General features: G+C 68.6%; 9 protein-coding genes and 2 pseudogenes. 5 read left to right on the plus strand and 6 right to left on the minus strand.

Going from position 1 to position 16,531, the window contains the following annotated elements; translation table 11 throughout:
- Positions 1–857: 857 nt before the first annotated feature.
- The 5 genes and pseudogenes from IE255_RS14955 to IE255_RS14965 all read left to right on the plus strand — a co-directional run bounded on the left by IE255_RS14955 (position 858) and on the right by IE255_RS14965 (position 6,188).
- Positions 858–4,103 (plus strand): annotated as a pseudogene (locus tag IE255_RS14955) (RHS repeat-associated core domain-containing protein).
- A gap of 59 nt (positions 4,104–4,162) precedes the next feature.
- Positions 4,163–4,288: a hypothetical protein gene (locus IE255_RS39900; protein WP_267974922.1), complete on the plus strand. Its 126-nt coding sequence runs from the start codon at positions 4,163–4,165 to the stop codon at positions 4,286–4,288.
- Positions 4,289–4,344: 56 nt separating this feature from the next.
- Positions 4,345–4,566 carry a hypothetical protein gene (locus IE255_RS14960; RefSeq protein ID WP_190050717.1) on the plus strand — a complete coding sequence of 74 codons (222 nt, stop codon included), beginning with the start codon at positions 4,345–4,347 and terminating at the stop codon, positions 4,564–4,566.
- Positions 4,567–5,155: 589 nt separating this feature from the next.
- Positions 5,156–5,206: pseudogene (locus tag IE255_RS39180) on the plus strand (hypothetical protein); the annotation flags it as partial.
- A gap of 115 nt (positions 5,207–5,321) precedes the next feature.
- The gene (locus IE255_RS14965; protein ID WP_229906401.1) at positions 5,322–6,188 is read left to right on the plus strand and encodes an ISAs1 family transposase; all 867 of its coding nucleotides are present in this window, start codon (positions 5,322–5,324) and stop codon (positions 6,186–6,188) included.
- A 38-nt stretch (positions 6,189–6,226) separates the two neighbouring features.
- On the opposite strand, the gene IE255_RS14970 is transcribed toward IE255_RS14965, so the two are convergent.
- The 6 genes from IE255_RS14970 to IE255_RS14995 form a co-directional block, all read right to left on the minus strand.
- A complete protein-coding gene (locus tag IE255_RS14970) occupies positions 6,227–7,048 on the minus strand; it encodes a tyrosine-type recombinase/integrase (RefSeq protein ID WP_229906402.1) in 822 nt (273 codons plus the stop codon).
- Between the two features lie 333 nt (positions 7,049–7,381).
- Positions 7,382–8,011: an amidohydrolase family protein gene (locus IE255_RS39185; RefSeq protein ID WP_229906403.1), complete on the minus strand. Its 630-nt coding sequence runs from the start codon at positions 8,009–8,011 to the stop codon at positions 7,382–7,384.
- Between the two features lie 2,106 nt (positions 8,012–10,117).
- Positions 10,118–12,874 (minus strand): molybdopterin-dependent oxidoreductase, encoded by a 2,757-nt coding sequence (locus IE255_RS14980; protein WP_190050718.1) that lies wholly within the window; start codon positions 12,872–12,874, stop codon positions 10,118–10,120.
- Positions 12,875–12,880: 6 nt separating this feature from the next.
- A complete protein-coding gene (locus IE255_RS14985) occupies positions 12,881–13,705 on the minus strand; it encodes an FAD binding domain-containing protein (protein WP_190050719.1) in 825 nt (274 codons plus the stop codon).
- A 1,151-nt stretch (positions 13,706–14,856) separates the two neighbouring features.
- Positions 14,857–15,231, minus strand: a complete 375-nt coding sequence (locus tag IE255_RS14990; RefSeq protein WP_190050720.1) for a nuclear transport factor 2 family protein — start codon at positions 15,229–15,231, stop codon at positions 14,857–14,859.
- A 39-nt stretch (positions 15,232–15,270) separates the two neighbouring features.
- Positions 15,271–16,122: a DUF1684 domain-containing protein gene (locus tag IE255_RS14995; protein WP_190050721.1), complete on the minus strand. Its 852-nt coding sequence runs from the start codon at positions 16,120–16,122 to the stop codon at positions 15,271–15,273.
- Positions 16,123–16,531: the final 409 nt, after the last annotated feature.

The raw sequence follows: 16,531 nt of genomic DNA on the forward strand, positions 1-16,531 counted from the left end.
GCGACGACACTGAGGCTGCTGATGAAGCCCTGGCGGGCCGCCTCGCGCTCTTCTCCGGCACGGAGGACCGAACAGCACCTCCCACCCGAGCCCAGTGATGAACCGAACATTACGTTACAAACCGCCCTCTCAGAGGTCGCAGGGGCCAATTGCGCGACCTGCTCGCCACACGGCACTCGACCTGGCCGCCTTCTGCGGGCTGCCGACGAGCCGGCCCTGCAGGTGTCCCGAATCGCCCCCGCCGACGAGCAGGTCGAGTTTCTCAAGGCGAACGATTTATTTGCCATAAGACAACTTTTGAACCCGCATATCGGGACTGATGGGATTCGAAGTAGGTCATAAAAGGGGGAATGTGGTGCGCTCTGATCGAACGGCGCTGGCTGGAACTGGGTGGCAGTCCGGAGCGAGGGCTCGATTCCCGCCGGCCGTTCAGCCTTTCGGGCGATCCCTGGGGTCTCGACTGCCGTGCGATGAGGGCGGATTGTTCCGCAATCTACGGTCTTGTCATGCATGTGGAAGGTCAAACGGCCGGAAGGGGTGCGGCTGATTCCGCCTCGCATGTGGAGTCGCTTTGAGGGCAGGGCACGCAAGGTTTGTGTGCTTCTTGTGACAGGTTGTGGGGCCCCGGTGACCGTAGGGGTTCCCGGGTCTGACTTCCTGTGGGGGAATGCATGCATTCACGTGCTTCCGGCACGCCTGTCTGGCGCGCCGGCAGACCGGTGCGCTACGGATTAGTCGGCGCGCTGGCAACGCTGTCGCTGCTCGCTCCGGCCTCGCCGGTGTTCGCCGCGCCGTCGCCGGCGGATCCGGGCCCGACCTCGGTGTGGGGCAAGAAGACCGACTTCCAGGTTCCGCCGGTGAAGGTCGGCACGACCCAGCCCGTGCCTGGCGAGGCTGAGGCCGAACCGACGAAGGAGCAGGCCGCGTGGCGGGCGGAGCAGAAGGAACGTGCACGTACCGGTGAGATACCCGAGCCGCCGAAGACCGCGTCCGCGTCGGTGGCAGACGACGCTGCAGCTTCGGTGTACGTCCCGGAGGATCAGGGTGCGGTGCCCTGGCACAAGATCTCGGCCTTCCGGATCACCGACTCCCTGGTGGCGAGGATCAATCTCTCCACCGGCAACCTGATGCTCGCCGCCACCGACTTCGAGATCTCCGGCGTGGGACAGAAACTGCGTCTGGCGCGGACGTACAACTCCTTCGACGCGCCCTGGGGCAAGCTGTCCCAGCGGTGGTGGCAGGAGTACGAGCGCTACCTGCACCTCTTCACCGGCGAGGTCGTCCTTTACGACGCCACCGGCGCCACGGTCCGCTTCACGGAGAACGCCGACGGCACCTACACCACGCCCAAGGGCTACTCGAAGGACCTGAAGAAGAACGCCGACAGCACCTACACGCTGACCGACCGCAAGTCCGGCTCGAAGGACACCTACGACGAGCACGGCACGCTGACCAAGGTCACGGACAAGAACAAGGGTTCCATCACCGTCGACCAGCATGACGACGGAGCCGAGCACAAGGGCTTCAAGCTCACCGAGACCCGCTCCGGCCGCTGGATCGACCTGGTCAAGACGGACGCGAGCCAGTGGCAGGCCAAGGACCACACCGGCCGCACCGCGGTGTTCGACCTCAACGCGGCTGGTGACCTGGCGAAGACCACGGACACCGAGGGCAAGCCGACCGTCTTCGGCTACGACTCCTCCCGCCGCCTGACGAAGATCACGACACCGGAGGGACGGGTCACGGTCTTCACCTACGACGACCAGAACCGCGTGCGCTCCATGCTGCGGGCCACCGACTTCAACGGCTCCGGCCACACCGGCCCCACGTACGCCTACGCCTACTCGAACACCGACCCGTCGGCAGCCGGGACGACGACGGTCACCGACCCCGAGCAACACGCCACGAAGCACGAGCACAACGCGGACGGCGGCGTCACCAAGGTCACCGACGCACTCGGGCACACCCGCAAGAGCACCTTCGACGCCAACCACAACATCGACACGGCCGAGGACGCCATGGGCGTCGGGGGCGCGGCCGGGAACGTCACGGACTACGGCTGGGACTCCCGCAACACCCCACCTTCGCCGAACTGCCTACCGGGGCCACCGCGTCACTGACCGGATATCAGACCATCTCCGGCGCGGACCTGCCCGGCACGTTCACCAGCGCCGACGGTGAGAAGACCGACTACACCTACGACACGGCCGGCAACACCAAGTCCGTCGCCGTGACGGGCACCGGCGGCGGCAAGCGGACCTTCGACCACAACCCCGCCACACCGACCTGCAACGGCTTCGAAGGCCAAATCTGCAAGGTCACGACCACCATGTCGGCGACCAAGTCGGTCTCGACATCGTTCCTCTACGACACCAAGGGCAACCTGTTCAAGGTCACCCCGCCTGCCCCGCTGGGCACCACCACCTACACCTACGACGCGCTGGGCCGGCCGGAGACAGTCACTGACGGACGCGGCATCAAAACGGTCTACCAGTACGACAACCGGGACCGCATCGTCCTCGTCTCCTCCACCAACGCCACCGTGCGCTCCACTACGACGGCGACGGCAACCTCAGACAGCGCGACGACGGCACCGGCGTGACCAAGTACGAGTTCGACCCGCTGTCCAGGGAAACGGTCTGCACCCTGCAGAACGGCTCCCAGACCAAGCTCACCTACACCCCGGCCGGCAACGTCGACACCTACGAGGACCCGGCCGGCGTCACCGACTTCACCTGGAATGAGGTCAACAAACTCTCCGCGCTGAAGGACCCGACCGGCAAGACCACCACGTACAAGTACAACGCCAACGGCTTCCGGACCACGACGACCTACCCCGGCGGCACGGTCCAGGAGGTCACGCCGGACAACTCCAGCCGCCCCGAGAAGATCAAGGCGGCCTCCCCCAAGGGCACCCTGGTCGACCTCGCCTACTCCTACTCCGACGCCGGTACGGACGGCGCCAAGATCCGCACCCGCACCGACGCCGTCACCGGCCTGAAAACCACGTACACCTACGACAGCGCCGGCCGCTTCTCCTACGCCAAAGAGGAAAAGGGCACCACGCTGAACTCCTCCTGGCAGTACTGCTACGACCAGGCCGGCAACCTCACCAGTCAGGGCGTCGAGCAGGGTTGCCCGCGCGGCACCACGTACACGATCAACGACGCCCAGCAGATCACCGCCAAGAACGGCTCCACCGCCAACTGGTCCTACGACAAGATCGGCAACGAGACCGCCGGCGCCTCCACCCCCGAAGGCACCCGAACCGGGGAGACCTGGTCCGACTACAGCCAGCTGACGTCGATCACCGTCGCCGGCAAGACCTATGCCGGGCAGTACGGCTCCACCGACCAGAGCGAGCGCATCAAGCTCGGCGACACCTTCTTCCACAACGGCCCCCTCGGCCTGTCCGCCACGACCACGGCCGGCGTGGACAGGGGATTCAACCGGGAACCCGGGGGCACCTTGAACTCCATGACGACCGGGGGCAAGTCGTACTACTACCTCACCGACGCGATCGGCTCCGTCGTCGCGCTCGCCGACGAAACCGGCACCAAGGTCAACACCTACGCCTACAGCCCCCGCGGCGTCGAACGCGGCACCACCACCGAAAAGGTCTCCCAGCCCTACCGGTTCGCCGGCGGCTGTCAGGACCCAACCGGCCTGTACCACTTCTCGGCCCGCTACTACGACCCCAACATCGGCCGCTTCACCAGCCCCGACCCCTCCGGCCAGGAGAAGAACCCCTACCTCTAGGCGACCCCGTCAACCGCATCGACCCTTCAGGGCTGGCAGCTTGGCAGATCGGCGGCGAAATCTGTGCCGGTGTGTGTCTCGGCGGCGGCTATGCCGAAGACGACCAGGGTGAAGGAGGGGGATTCTTCAATATCGGCGTGGGCTCTCCTGGCGTCTCCGGCGGATACGAGGGAAGCACGGGCGACGCAAGCGCCGGTCCGTCGGCATACGGCAAGTGCCAAGCCGGCTTCGGCAGCATCGGGGGCCAACTGGCACAGGGCGGCGACTTCGCGCTGACCGGTGGCCTGGGCGGCCCCAGGGCCTCGACCCCCAAGTGCTCCGGTGGTCTGCAAGTCCAGTTCTGACAGACCCTCGCCGTGGGCGGCCACTGGCCGCCCACGGCCTTCGGCGAAAGGAAAAGAGAATGGACATCAGGACGCTCGCTGCGGAGGGCAAGGAGCCGGTAACCGGGCCGTTGCTGTATTTCCTCATCGGTGTCGCAGTGCTCTTCGCCGTGATCATCGCTGTACGGCTCCTGCGTAAGAGGTGAATTACTATTAGCGACTGTCATCGCGATGGCGAAGCAACGGGCGATGGGAGAAACCGATGAATGAGCGCACCCTGGTAGGAATCGGCGCGGTGATCGCCGGAATCGCGCTGATGCTCGGAAGTCAGGCCCTCGCCAGGCGCTCGATGAAGAACGAGAACGTCTTCGGTAGGGCCAATCGCGAAAAGCCCGCTATTGCCAGAGTCATGCCTGTGGTGGTCGGAGCCGGCATGACGCTGTGCGGAGTGCTCGTGCTCGCGGGTATCCTGGGAGTTCAGTAGCCGCCCTCCGCCGCATAACGCCGTCGGCCCTCTCGGGTAGGGGCACGTTCTGACCCATACCGGCAGCCTTTAGCAAGGTTTTCGGACTGGTCAAGCTCGACGTACTTCGTGACCGTCGTCCATCTGCCTCGCCTTGCCGTCTCTCACGTGAGACGGGGGGGCAGCGCAATGGCTTCAGGGTCATCGTCCGGTCCCTGCGTATCGTCGTCGCGGGGGCCGACGAGATGGGGCACGGGCGCGTCTCTCTCAGTAAGCTCCGGGCAGTGCGGGGATCCCCCTCACCCAGGGCTCCGTCGTTCTCGCGGTCTGCCCGAAAACGCCGGTGTGGCCCCGATACCCCAAGTTGGCGGTGGTGGGCGGTTCGTGAGGGGCGGCGGATACGCCTGCAGGCACGGCTTCCGGTGATCATGGACGAGTTCGCTGATCATCACAACGGAAGACCGTGGCTGCTGCGCCAACGTCACCCATCCCCGCTGGGTTGGACCAACTCGCGGGCCGTGATCCGGCGTGTCCCGACGAACTACCCGACCTGCTGGCCCGGCTGTCGCGCCTGCCCGACCCGCGCCGCCGCCGGGGCCGCCGTCACCCGATGCCATACGTCCTGGCCGTGGCCGCATGCGCGGTCCTGGCCGGAGCGAAATCCCTCACCGCGATCGCCGAGTGGGCCGCCGACGCCTCTGACCGGCTCCTTCTCCACTGCGGGGCCACGCTACGCGATCTGGACCGGCCCCTACCGGGCGCCCAGCGAGGCAACCGTGCGTCGGATACTGCAGCGCATCGACGGCGACGCGCTCGACGCGGCGATCGGCGGCTGGCTCACCGCTCGTGCTGCCGCCTCCCGCACGTCCGACCAGCACAGACACGCGCCGGCCCGCCCGGTGCGGCCAGCGGTTGCGGTGGACGGCAAATCCCTGCGCGGCGCGATGCGCGCCGACGGCCGCCGCATCCACCTGATCTCCGCTCTGCGTGACGACGGCATCGTGCTGGCCCAGCGCGAGGTCGACGCCAAGAGCAACGAGATCACCGCGTTCCGGCCACTGCTGGAGGGGCTGGACCTGACCGGCGCGGTGGTGACGTTCGACGCGCTGCTGACCCAGACCGATCACGCGAAGTTCCTGGTCGAGGAGAAAGGAGCGCACTACATCGCCGTGCTCAAGGGCAACCACCCGGGCCTGCACGCGCTGGTGAAGGACCTGCCGTGCAAGGAGGTTCCGCTGCTGGACCGCACCCGGGCCACCGCGCACGGCCGTGACGAGGTCCGCCGGCTCAAGGCTGTCACCGTGCCGGGGCTGCCGTTCCCGCACGCCGACCAGGCACTGCAGATCGTCCGTCGGCGGCGCACCTTGCGCACCGGGAAGGTGTCGCTCGAACGCGTCTACGCGATCACGACTCTGGCGGTGCACCAGGCGAACGCTGCTGACCTGGCGGAACGCGTTCGCGGGCACTGGGCAATTGAGAACCGTGAGCACCATGTCAGGGATGTGACGTTCGGGGAGGACGCCTCGCGGGTGCGGACCGGCGGTGCGCCGCGGGTGATGGCCTCCCTGCGGAATCTGGCCATCGGCGCGCTCCTCCTGGCCGGGTGGGACGACATCGCCGAGGGCCTGCGCCCTCACGGGTGAGATGGCCCCGGCCGCCGGCCACCCTCGGACTCACGTGATCATTCCGCATAGATCGCGAGAACGACGGAGCCCTGGCTGATGTGGATGCCGTGGGTGAGGCAGTTGGAGGCGAAGAAGTGCCGCAGGCCGTAGATGACCATCCCGTCGGGGATGTCGATCTGGCCGGCCTTCTTGATCCGCTGCCACTGGTTGGCGATGTGGTAATGCGGGAACGTGCGGGTCGGGTCGCTGGGGTGGCGTAGCAGGTAGCCGTCGACGGTGCCGTGCTTGTCGGCGTACCACTCGATGGTCTGCCTCACCCGCGCGGGCAGGGGCACGTCCCGGTATTCCCCCGGCCTGCGGTGTTTGAGCCGCTCGTACTGGCAGGTGGTGCGGTTGACCTGCTCGGTGATGCGGTAGACGTCATCGGCGACGATGTTGTCGCCGTCGACGGCGAACGCCTCGCCGTTGCGCATGCCGCAGCCGCTCATCAGATCAGCGACCAGCAGGAAACGGTCATCGTCGGCGGTGCGTATCTGGCGCAGCTGCTCGAGTGAGGGGATCACCACCCGCTTGGGGTCGTACTGCGGCGGCTTCACCCCGGCGACCGGGTTGACATCGAACAACCCCAGCCGGTTCGCATCCAGCAGGATCGCTTTCAGCTTGTCGAACGCGTTCGCCTGGGCCGCCAGCCCGATGCCGTTGCGTTCCATGGCCTGGATGAACCCTTCAACCACCTTGTGGTCGAAGGTGTTCATCCGCCGGCTGCCCAGCAGCGGCAGCAGGTGGATGTTCAGCAGCGACTCCAGATGCACCACCGAGGCCGGCCCCAGATCCCGCTGGGCGGCCTTCCACTCCTCGGCGTACTCCTCGAAACGCATCGCCCCGTACCTGGCGATCCGCTCCGCCTTTGCCTGACCCCGCGGCGCTGCCCTCTTCGCGTTGTAGATCGCCATCAAACGCTCGACGGCCTCGTCCTGGGTCGCGAACCCGGACTCCTCCAGCTGCTTCCCGGCCGCCGACCGGTACCGGACCTTGTACGGGTGAGGACAGAAGCCGCGAGGAAGGGCCCGTTGACCTGCGGGAATGGTGGATTGCTCGGCGACGGGTGGGCGACTCGCCGTTCTTCGCCTTCAGCGCTGGTTGGTGGCCAGCGAGCTCCACGCCAGGCCAACGGCATCCATCAACTCAGGACACGAACGCGTGCCGGCGCGCTAGACGCGGTCCGGCTCGTGGTGGCAGCAGGAGCCGCGCTGCAGGCTGCGGGCGGTGTCGAGCCAGGTGTTTCCGTGCGGTGGTGGCTGGTGGCGGGTGGGGCGGAGTGCGGTGAGGTCGGTTCGCTGGTGGGGGATTCCGTCATGGACGACCAGGCTGGTGTTGATGAGCGTGTCGAAGTCGGTGAAGGGGTCCCCGTCGACGATGACGAGGTCGGCGATCTTGCCCGGCTGGATGGTGCCGAGGTCGTGGACGCCGAAGAGCCGGGCGGGGATCGTGGTGGCGCTGTGCAGTGTCTGGCTGGGGGAGTAGCCGTGCGCGTGGAGCGCGCGCAGGGCCGGGTGCAGGGACAGGCCGACCGGGACGAGCGGGGAGTCGCTTCCGAGCGCGAGCCGGGCGCCGCGGGCGGACAGCCGCCGATAGTTGGCCATTTCGGTGGCCAGTTGATCCTGTTGCGCCGTCGTGGGCGGAGTCTTCGCGCGTTCCTTGATGGCGGCGATGTCCCACGGCGGCATCAGGGCGAGCACGCGTGGGTCGTCGGCCAGGGCGGGGTCGGCGCCGAGGAGGGCTTGTGCGGTGAACGGGGTGATGATCAGGGCGAACCGGTCGTCGGCGTACTGGGCGACCACGTCCTGACGGATGTGGCCCAGGAGGGTGACGGCGTGACCTTGGTCCAGGCGCTGGGTGGCCTGCAGGTGGGTGGTGAGATCTTGGCCTGCCGCACGGCCGGGTGCGCACAGGTGGCTGCGCAGGGCACTCCCAGCCGGTGCGCGGCCGCCGCTGCCTGGGCCATGACCTCGCCCGAGGCACGTACGTAGGTCTTGACGAAGTCGACGTCCTGCCGGCATGAATTCTGAGCTTTTCGTCCGGGCCGGCAGCGCGGTTGTGACGGGTGGTCAGCCGGGGTGTGGCAAGGCTGCGTGTCGTGCCCGGTACGGCGTCATGGCCCAGAGTGACCAGGCGCATCTGTCCGCAGGACAGATACAGCAGGGTGCGTGAGTCACCGGCCCAGCTGGGGTGGTCGGCGGGCTCCTCGGTCAGGCGCCGGGCCGCTCCTGCGGGGGTGCCGTCCGCGGTCACGGGCAGAGCCCACAGCACTGATTCGGCGACCAGGGCCATCCACCGGCCGTCGGGTGACCATACGGGTCCGGCGGCGACGCGGTCGGACAGTGACTGGTGTGGGGCGGGCAGGTGGCGCCGCTCGCTGCCGGTGAGGGTGTCGATGACCCGGATGAGGTGATAGCCCTCGCGGAAACGGTGGTTGAGCCGGTTGCGGTCGCAGAAGGCGACGCACCTGCCGTCCGCAGACCAGGAGGGGGTGCCGGGCGGGCCGTCCGTGGCCAGTGGCGCGGCCAGCAGGCGTTCCTGCCCGGTGGTGAGGTCCCGCACGAGTAGGTTCCCGGCGATGTCGTTGCAGGCCAGTCGGGTGCCGTCGGGGGAGAGGGCCGGCTGCAGCCGGCCGGCGGCCACCAGCTCGTCACGGCCACCGTGTACATACAGGCGGCGTACGGCGACCAGCCCGTCGCGATCGGTGCAGTACAGCAGGCTCTGGCCGTCCGGCGCCCAGGCGGGCACCTGCACATAGTGCTCCGGCGCCGCCTGGAGGACCTTGCGGGGCGCGCCACCGACGGGTGTCGTCCAGAGCGCGTTGAGGGCGACGAACGCCGCGTGCCGGCCGTCCGGCGACAGGACCGGTCGGTGAATGCCCCGGACCGGCGCGCCGCGCCCGGGGCCGGTGCGGGGCTTGGGCTGCCAGGTGGGGCGGGGCATGGTCGTGCGAGCGGTGAAGGGAACGTCCTTGACGGTCTGTGTGCCGAGTGTGCGAATACGGATGGTGCCGTCGGCCACGTACAGCAGTTGGTCGTCGGTCAGCCAGCAGGACGGGGCGGCCGCCAGGTCCTCGTCCTTGGACACAACGTGGCCGTCCACCATCAGTGCCGTCCGTGCCGCCGGCAGGGAGGGCGAGTTGCTGGTGCCCGTCAGGTGCAGGTAAGCGACCCGGCCCGAGGGCGACACGGAGGGGCCCAGCAGGCGGCCCTGCGCGACGGTGTGCAGCACGCTCACGTCACCTCCGGCCAGGGGGATGCGGATCAGTGCCAGGCCGCCGTCGCCGCCGCCGTCCTGCCGGTGGGCGGCGCGTACACAGACCAGCGATTTCCCGTCGGGCCACCAGGCGGGGTCGATGTCGTCGAACGCTCCACCGGTCACCTGCGTCAGGTGACCGGTGACCAGGTCCAGGGTCCACACTCCGTAGGCGCTGCCGTGCACCGCGCTGCCCCCGCGCTCGGAGGAGAAGGCCAGCGTGCGCCCGTCCGGCGACCAGGCGACCGACCGGTCGTCCCACGGTCCGTCGGTCAGCCGGCGCAGCCCGGTGCCGTCGCTGCGCAGCGACCACAGGTGGAAGCCTCCGCCGCGATAACCGCACACGGCGATCGTCTCGCCGTCCGGCGAAAGAGCCGGACGCGTTGCCTCCAGCGACCAGTCTGTCAACTGCCGGGCGACGCCCCCTTCAGGCGGGATGCTGAAAAGCAGGCCTTGGACCTCGGCGATCATCTGCTGGTCGGGGCGGCGGCCGGCCGTGACCGAGCCCCCGGTGATCTCACGGTAGGTCAGCGCCGTTGCCGCATCAGTGCCGGGGGCTGCCAGTGCATCGAGCGGTGCGATGCCGGAGGTGAGGCCGGCTGTCAGGCCGGCGGTGGAGTTGAGGAAGCCGCGGCGGCTGATGAAGTGGGCACTCATGACGGTTCGCCTCCTCGGACGATCGAGCCTTGCCTCGCGCCGCGCGCGCCGGCCCGGCTCCTGCCTGTAGTCGAGGCGAGGGCGGACCAGATGGAATCCGGGCGCAGGGGCAGGGTGCTGACGCGGATGCCGAGGGCGTCATGCACGGCGTTGGCGAGCGCCGGGGCGATGGGGTTGATGGCCAGTTCGGCGAGGGGCTTGGGGGCCGTCGTGCTGTCGCGGTCGATGAACTGGACATGGGTGGGAGGAAAATCACCGAAAAGCGGGATGGTGTAAGAACGCAGGTCACGCGTGGTGATGTGCCCGTCAGGACCCGTGGTCAGTTCTTCGCCGAGCGTGCAGCCGAGGCCTTGGACGACGGCTCCTTCGACTTGGGCGCGGCTTTGCTCGGTGTGGACGATGCCTCCGGCGTCGGCGATGTGCACGCTGTCGAGGACGCTGATGATGCCGGTGTCCGGGTCCACGCCGATGCGGAACCACTGGGCGCTGACGGACAGGGACAGCTCCGCGTCGTCCGCCGCGGCGGTGGCCTCGGCTTGCAGGCACAGTCCGGCCGACTGGGCGTAGCAGTGAAGGTCGGTGAGGGGCACGCTTGTTCCGGCGCAATGAACGGTGTCATCGGTGAGGCGGCAGGCGCCGGACGGGGTTCCGGTGAAGGCGGCTGCTGTGCCGGTGAGGAGCCCGGCGAGTTCTTGGCAAGCGCGGGTGACGGCCTGCCCGGTGAGCGCCATGGCGGTCGAGGCGAAGCCTCCGGTGTCGCGCTCGAGGAAATCGGTGTCGGCCTGGTGCAACCGGATGCGTGCCGGGCTGGTTCCCAGCGTCCGGGCGGCGATCCGGCACAGGGCGGTGCCGGCGCCGCTGCCGAACTCCGGGGCCCCGGTGATGAGGTCGTAGCGGCCGTCGGCAGCCAGTGATGCCTTCGCCTGGGCGAGGTGGCCGTCGGCCGGCACGCTGTGGTGGGCGGCGACGGCCAGGCCCTCACCGACGCGGCACCCCGGTGCGGCGGGCCGCGCACGCTTGAGACGGCGGTCCTCACGTACCCGCCGCAGGGCGGCGAGCACGTCGTGCAGGGCGGTTCCCATGCGGGCGGGCTGCTCGCCCACACCAGGAAACACCGCCCTGTCTGCGGGGCCCAGGCAGGCCCGCTCACGCATGGTCAGCGGGTCCAGGCCGAGGCGGTGAGCGATGTCGTCGAGAGCGGATTCCACGGCGAAAACGATCTGCGCGGCGCCGTACCCGCGGAACGCGCCGGAGGGGACGTTGTGGGTGCGCACGCTGTAGCCGTGAACGGCCGTGTTCGGGCACCGGTAGGGAGCAAGCCCCTCCGCGCAGCCGGTCTCCAGCACGCTGGGCCCGTGATTGCCGTAGGCGCCGGTGTCGGCGATCACATGGACTTTCATCGCTGTGAGCGTGCCGTCACGGCGGCTGCCGATGGTGACCCTGGTCTTGAAGGGATGCCGGGTGGTGGTCGCGGTGAGTTCGTCGGTGCGCGACAGTTCCAGCTGCACCGGGCGCCCCGTGCGCAGGCAGGCGAGGGTCGTGATGTCCTCGGTCAGGACGTCCTGCTTGCCGCCGAACGCACCACCGACGCGGCCCGCGGTGACCCGTACCTGCTGAGGGTCGAGGCCGAAGATGTCGCACAGGCGTCGGCGCACCAGATGCGGGGCTTGCGTGGAGGTGTGCACCCGCAGCCGTCCCTCGCGATCCCTCCAGACCCGGGACCCGTGGCATTCCAGAGTGGTGTGCTGGACCCGCTGGGTGGTGAAGGTGCGGTCGTAGACGGTGTCGGCCTCGGCCAGCCCGCGGTCGACGTCGCCCGTGGACCGGTGCAGGTGGGCGATCACATTGGGCCCGTCGCCCACCCGCACAGCACCAGGACGCATCGCTTCCTCGGCAGTGGCGACGGCGGGGAGCACCTGGTAGGTGACGCGGACCAGACGGCCGGCTTCCTGGGCCGGCGCGGGGTGGTCGGCGATGACGGCGGCGACGCGCTGGCCGACGTGGCGTACCACATCGTCAAGGACCCGCAGGTCGAGCGGGTCGTCCTCGGTCCGTTCGTGCAGTGCCGTGGAGAATCGGGTCACCGGGGCGTGGCGATGGGTGAGGACGGCGTGCACACCTGGCACGGCGAGCGCCGCACGGGTGTCGATGTCCAGGATGCGGGCGTGCCGGTGCGGGGAGCGCACCAGCGCCAGGTGCAGCATGCCCTCCGGCTCGGGTTCGTCGAGGGTGAAGCACGCGGCGCCGGTCACGACATCGCGCGTGGCCGGGTCCGCTGAGCCGGGATCGCAGTGAGGAACGGATGGTGGCGAACCGTGTTCGCATGTGGCCTCCACCGCGCGGCTGATCGACTGGTAACCGGTGCAGCGGCACAGGTTGCCTTTCAACGCCTGTGGCAGATCGCCCAGTTGGGGCCGGTTCAGGGCGGCGACGGTCATGACGAATCCCGGCGTGCAGTAGCCGCACTGGAACCCCTGGGCCCGTGCGAACGCCTCCTGAACCGGATGCAGGAGACCGCCCGTGCTCAGGCCCTCGACGGTGGTCACCGTGCGGCCGTCGATGCGGTGGGCGGGATACAGACAGCTGTGCACGGCCATGCCGTCCACGTGCACGGTGCACGCCCCGCAGTCACCGCTGTCGCAGCCCTTCTTCACCCCTGTCCAGCCCTGCTCGCGCAGGTACGTGCGCAGACACTGCCCCGCCCGGGGCGGCTGCTCGCTGTCCTGGCCATTGATACACACGGTGAAAGGCATCGGGCCTTACCTCTCCTCCGCCAGGGTGCTGCGGACCTCTTCAGCCAGATGCACGGCCAGGTGCCGCCGCCAACGCGGTCGCCCATGGACATCGTCGAGGAGAAGTTGGCAGGGGAGCGCCGGCAACAGGCGCCCCCGCAGCTCGCCGGGGCAGGGCGTGCACGGGAAGGAAACGGTCACCGGGCGGCTCGTGGCGGCGGTGACGGTGACGGTCAGCCGCCCCTCCGGCCGACCCCGGATACCGGTGACCAGGGCCACCGACCTGCCCCAAACGTGGGTTGCGACTCTGCGCATCAGACTGCGCGCGGCCAGTGCGCCGGCGGGCAGCGTGAGCGAGCGCAGCAGCTCACCAGGCCCCAGCACGGTGGACCCGTTCCCCGTGACGAAGTCCCGGACAGGCACGGCACGTTCTGTTCCGTCCAGGCCACGCACCCGGCAGGTGCCGTCCAGCGCTACGGCCATGGAGATCATGGGGCCGGCCGGGAGGGCGGCGCAGAGGTTGCCGCCCACCGTCGCGGTGTTCCACACCTTGAAGGACGACGAGAACGCCCGGCAGCAGCCGGCGATCAGCGCTCGCCCCGACGGCCACGGCGCGCCGGGCGTCTCGGCGAATGCCAGCAAGTCGGTGATGGTGCAGGTGGCCGCCACCTCGATCCCGGCCTCCGTCACGGTCAGTGGCGGCCAGTCAAGAGTGGTCAGATCACGCAGCCGCCGCAGTCCGGGCCGAGGTTCGGCGAACAGGGCCGTACCGCCGGCGAGCCATGCATCTCCCTGCCGCCAGGGCAACGCGATCTGCCCGTCGACAACCTCACGTACTGCGGTCAGATCCAAGGCACACTCCCTTCGTGCGCATCGTCAGCCCAGTAGTGGCCAGACCCTCGGTGACGGACGGTCCACCGACCTGGCCGGGCATGACGATGGTGAGCTCGTGGACGTGGCGCGTGCCTGGCTCCGCTGACCACCGGCCAGCGCCGGGGTGGCGACGGTGCGCACGCGGCAGCGCGGCCGCGCTGCGGTGACGCGACCACCCTTTGCGACCCGTCATCCGGCCGGACCCCGCCCGGCCGGCTTCGGCTCCAGCCACGTCATGGTGAAGCCCAAAGGCCACCCGGGGACATCAGCTGACCTGAACGGGGTGAATGGGCAACGGTCACCCACACAGTGGCAAGGGGTTGCCGCCCCCGCACGTGACTCGCTCATCATGCTCCCTGCACCATCTCCCGGCCGGCACTCGATCCCGGTGCACAGCTAGGCTCCCCTGCAGCGATCCCCGGCAAAGGGGGCCGAACGGGTGACGCGGGGGAACGCCCGGCGGTGACACGAACGCTGACGGCCGCCGCCCGTCATCATCGCGTCCATGGAGACGCCCTACGCCTGCTACCTGCAACTTCCCGATCTCCTCGGCCTACAGGAGCCCCGCACCCCGGATGAGCAGTCCTCACGTCACAGCCGTCGTAAACGCCCGGTCCGCCTGATGCCGATCAGGGGCACGAGTCGCAGTCGGCTGACGCACTATGGGCGCTGCGGACGGCCGTCATCCGCGGCGATGTTGACGATTTGCTCGGGGTGCATCTCGACGAGGCCGTAGAGCAGGTCCACCCGGCGCCGTACCGGAGCACCAGCCGGTCATCGGTCGTCTCGGCGACGGAGGTCCTCTCGCGGCTGCCTGTCACCTGGGTGACCTGAGCGAGACTGTCGCGGATCTTCAGTTCCACCATCGGAGCGGCCGCGAACGATTCCACGAGGTACGTCGCGGCCCTCCATCAACAGCGTCTTATTCCTGATCGCGCGACGCACGACCTTGCCCTTACCACGGTCCGAAGCGTGCGGGTTCGTGAAATCCTGGATGAGGAAACGCATGAACCCGCACACCTTTCCAAGGGCATGGGGGCTCGGCGTGTGGGTTGCGGGAGTTGGGGCTGTGCCCCGCTGTTCCTGGCCAGGCGTGCTGGAGTGACGGTTCAGCGGGCCCAGCTGCCGCTTTAGCCGTCCTGGCGTGCGGGGACGAAGTTCGCGTACTCCTCGATGCGGGTGATCAGTCCTGCGTCGTCGAAGCCGAAATAGACCGCGGCATGGACCTCGCCGCGCATGCCGTTCTTCGTAGCTACGTGAACCACGTGCTGCTGGAGGACTTCGCCGGGCTGGGAGAGCTGGCGGATGATGTCGTAGCGCATCGATTTGATGGAGCCGATCTGCCCCTTCATCCCTTCGATGTTCTTCTCGATCGTCTCCTCGCCCTTGCCGTCGTTGTGCCAGACGGCGGCTGTCTCGGCGCACAGGGCGCGGGCAGCCTCCCAGTCACGCTTTTCCAGCGCGCGGAGGTAGGTGACGGCCTTGTCCTTGAGGTTCTGGCTCATGATCGTCTTCCTTCTGTGAGAGCTGTGGGCAGGAGCGGGTCAGTTCTGCCCGGCGGTGTGGTGGATGAGGGTGCGCTCGCCGGCCTCGACGCGCATCGGCAGGTGGTTGCCGGGCGGGGAGAGGGGGCAGACGAAGACGTCCGGGTTGAGGTGGTGGTGAGAGAGTGTGGCCTGGTTGAAGTCGACGGTCAGCGTGCTGCCGGGCTCCAGCAGGGGGAGCACGAGCCAGCGGCCGATCTCGGGCGTTTCAGCTCCGTTGGTCTCGTCGGTGAAGATCGCCAGGCGCTGGCCGGGGAAGTCCTGCAGGACGGCCATCACGTACTCGCTGCCGTTGATGGTCACGACCAGGTCGACGGGGGCCAGGATGGCTTCGGTGCTGCGCGGGGTGGTCAGTCGCCCCACTTCGATGCGGCGGCCCTCGGGCGCCGCCCGGAACTGGCCTTCGAACACCCAGGAGGGGTCGTAGGGAAAGGCATCGATGCCGCTGAGGCCGGAGCGTTCGACGGCGTTGTGGTCCATGACGACCAGGCCGTAGGAGCCGTCGGCGCCGGCGGCGAAGCCGACCATGTTGTCGGGGAATTCCAGCGAGCAGCCGCTAGGGACCTCCGCGGTGCCGTCGACTGTTGTTCCGTCGATCGTTACGCCGTCTGCGGCGGTGGCCGTCACGGTCAAGGCTCCGGCTGCGTTCGTGCTCCACTGGCCTGGGACGCCGGGCAGTGCGTGGAGGTCGCGATCGGTGATCTTGCCGTTGGCGACGACTTTGGCCTTCCCGTTCTCTCCGGCGACTTCTTCCCACCGGCCTTGGCGCCAGGCTTCGTACTCGGCGGGGACTCCGTTCGACGTGTCGGTGTGGGCGGTTGCGTGCTTGCGCGAGGGGGGCTGAGTAGCCATGGAGGTGCACCTTTCCGGGACTGCACCCGAACCTACGAGTCGCATGCCTGGAAGGCATGACTGGTTGCGCATGAGGCAAGGTATTGAGTGCGTGTGCTGCCCGGCGGGCAATCAGAGCGGCTTGGATCAGACGCGGCGCGCAGCCCAGGCGGTGCGCTCTGTACGCACTTTCACAACAGACCGCCGGGCGCGAGCCGGTCGCGAACGTTGCAGTGTGCGATCGGGGTCCTCGATGTCCACGGCGATGGTGCGGTCACCTTCGACCGTGAATCCGGCAGCGATCAGCATCGGCCCTCAGTCGGCCCCGCGGTGGGGCACGTGCTCGGCATGGAAGCGGTCGGTCTCGGCATGGCACTTTCTACCGAGGACCTCGCCGCGCTCGACCAGCTCCTGGACACCGGAAGCCCGC

Origin of the sequence: Streptomyces lomondensis (assembly GCF_014651035.1) — a bacterium.
In the GTDB taxonomy this organism is placed as follows: Bacteria; Actinomycetota; Actinomycetes; order Streptomycetales; family Streptomycetaceae; genus Streptomyces; species Streptomyces lomondensis.

Bases quoted from the DNA above. Each gene is read 5' to 3' on its own strand.
- IE255_RS14990 (WP_190050720.1), bottom strand. From the start codon at position 15,231: ATGAGCCAGAACCTCAAGGACAAGGCCGTCACCTACCTCCGCGCGCTG.
- IE255_RS14970 (WP_229906402.1), bottom strand. From the start codon at position 7,048: ATGCGTTTCGAGGAGTACGCCGAGGAGTGGAAGGCCGCCCAGCGGGAT.
- IE255_RS14995 (WP_190050721.1), bottom strand. From the start codon at position 16,122: ATGGCTACTCAGCCCCCCTCGCGCAAGCACGCAACCGCCCACACCGAC.
- IE255_RS14980 (WP_190050718.1), bottom strand. From the start codon at position 12,874: ATGCCTTTCACCGTGTGTATCAATGGCCAGGACAGCGAGCAGCCGCCC.
- IE255_RS39900 (WP_267974922.1), top strand. From the start codon at position 4,163: ATGGACATCAGGACGCTCGCTGCGGAGGGCAAGGAGCCGGTAACCGGG.
- IE255_RS14960 (WP_190050717.1), top strand. From the start codon at position 4,345: ATGAATGAGCGCACCCTGGTAGGAATCGGCGCGGTGATCGCCGGAATC.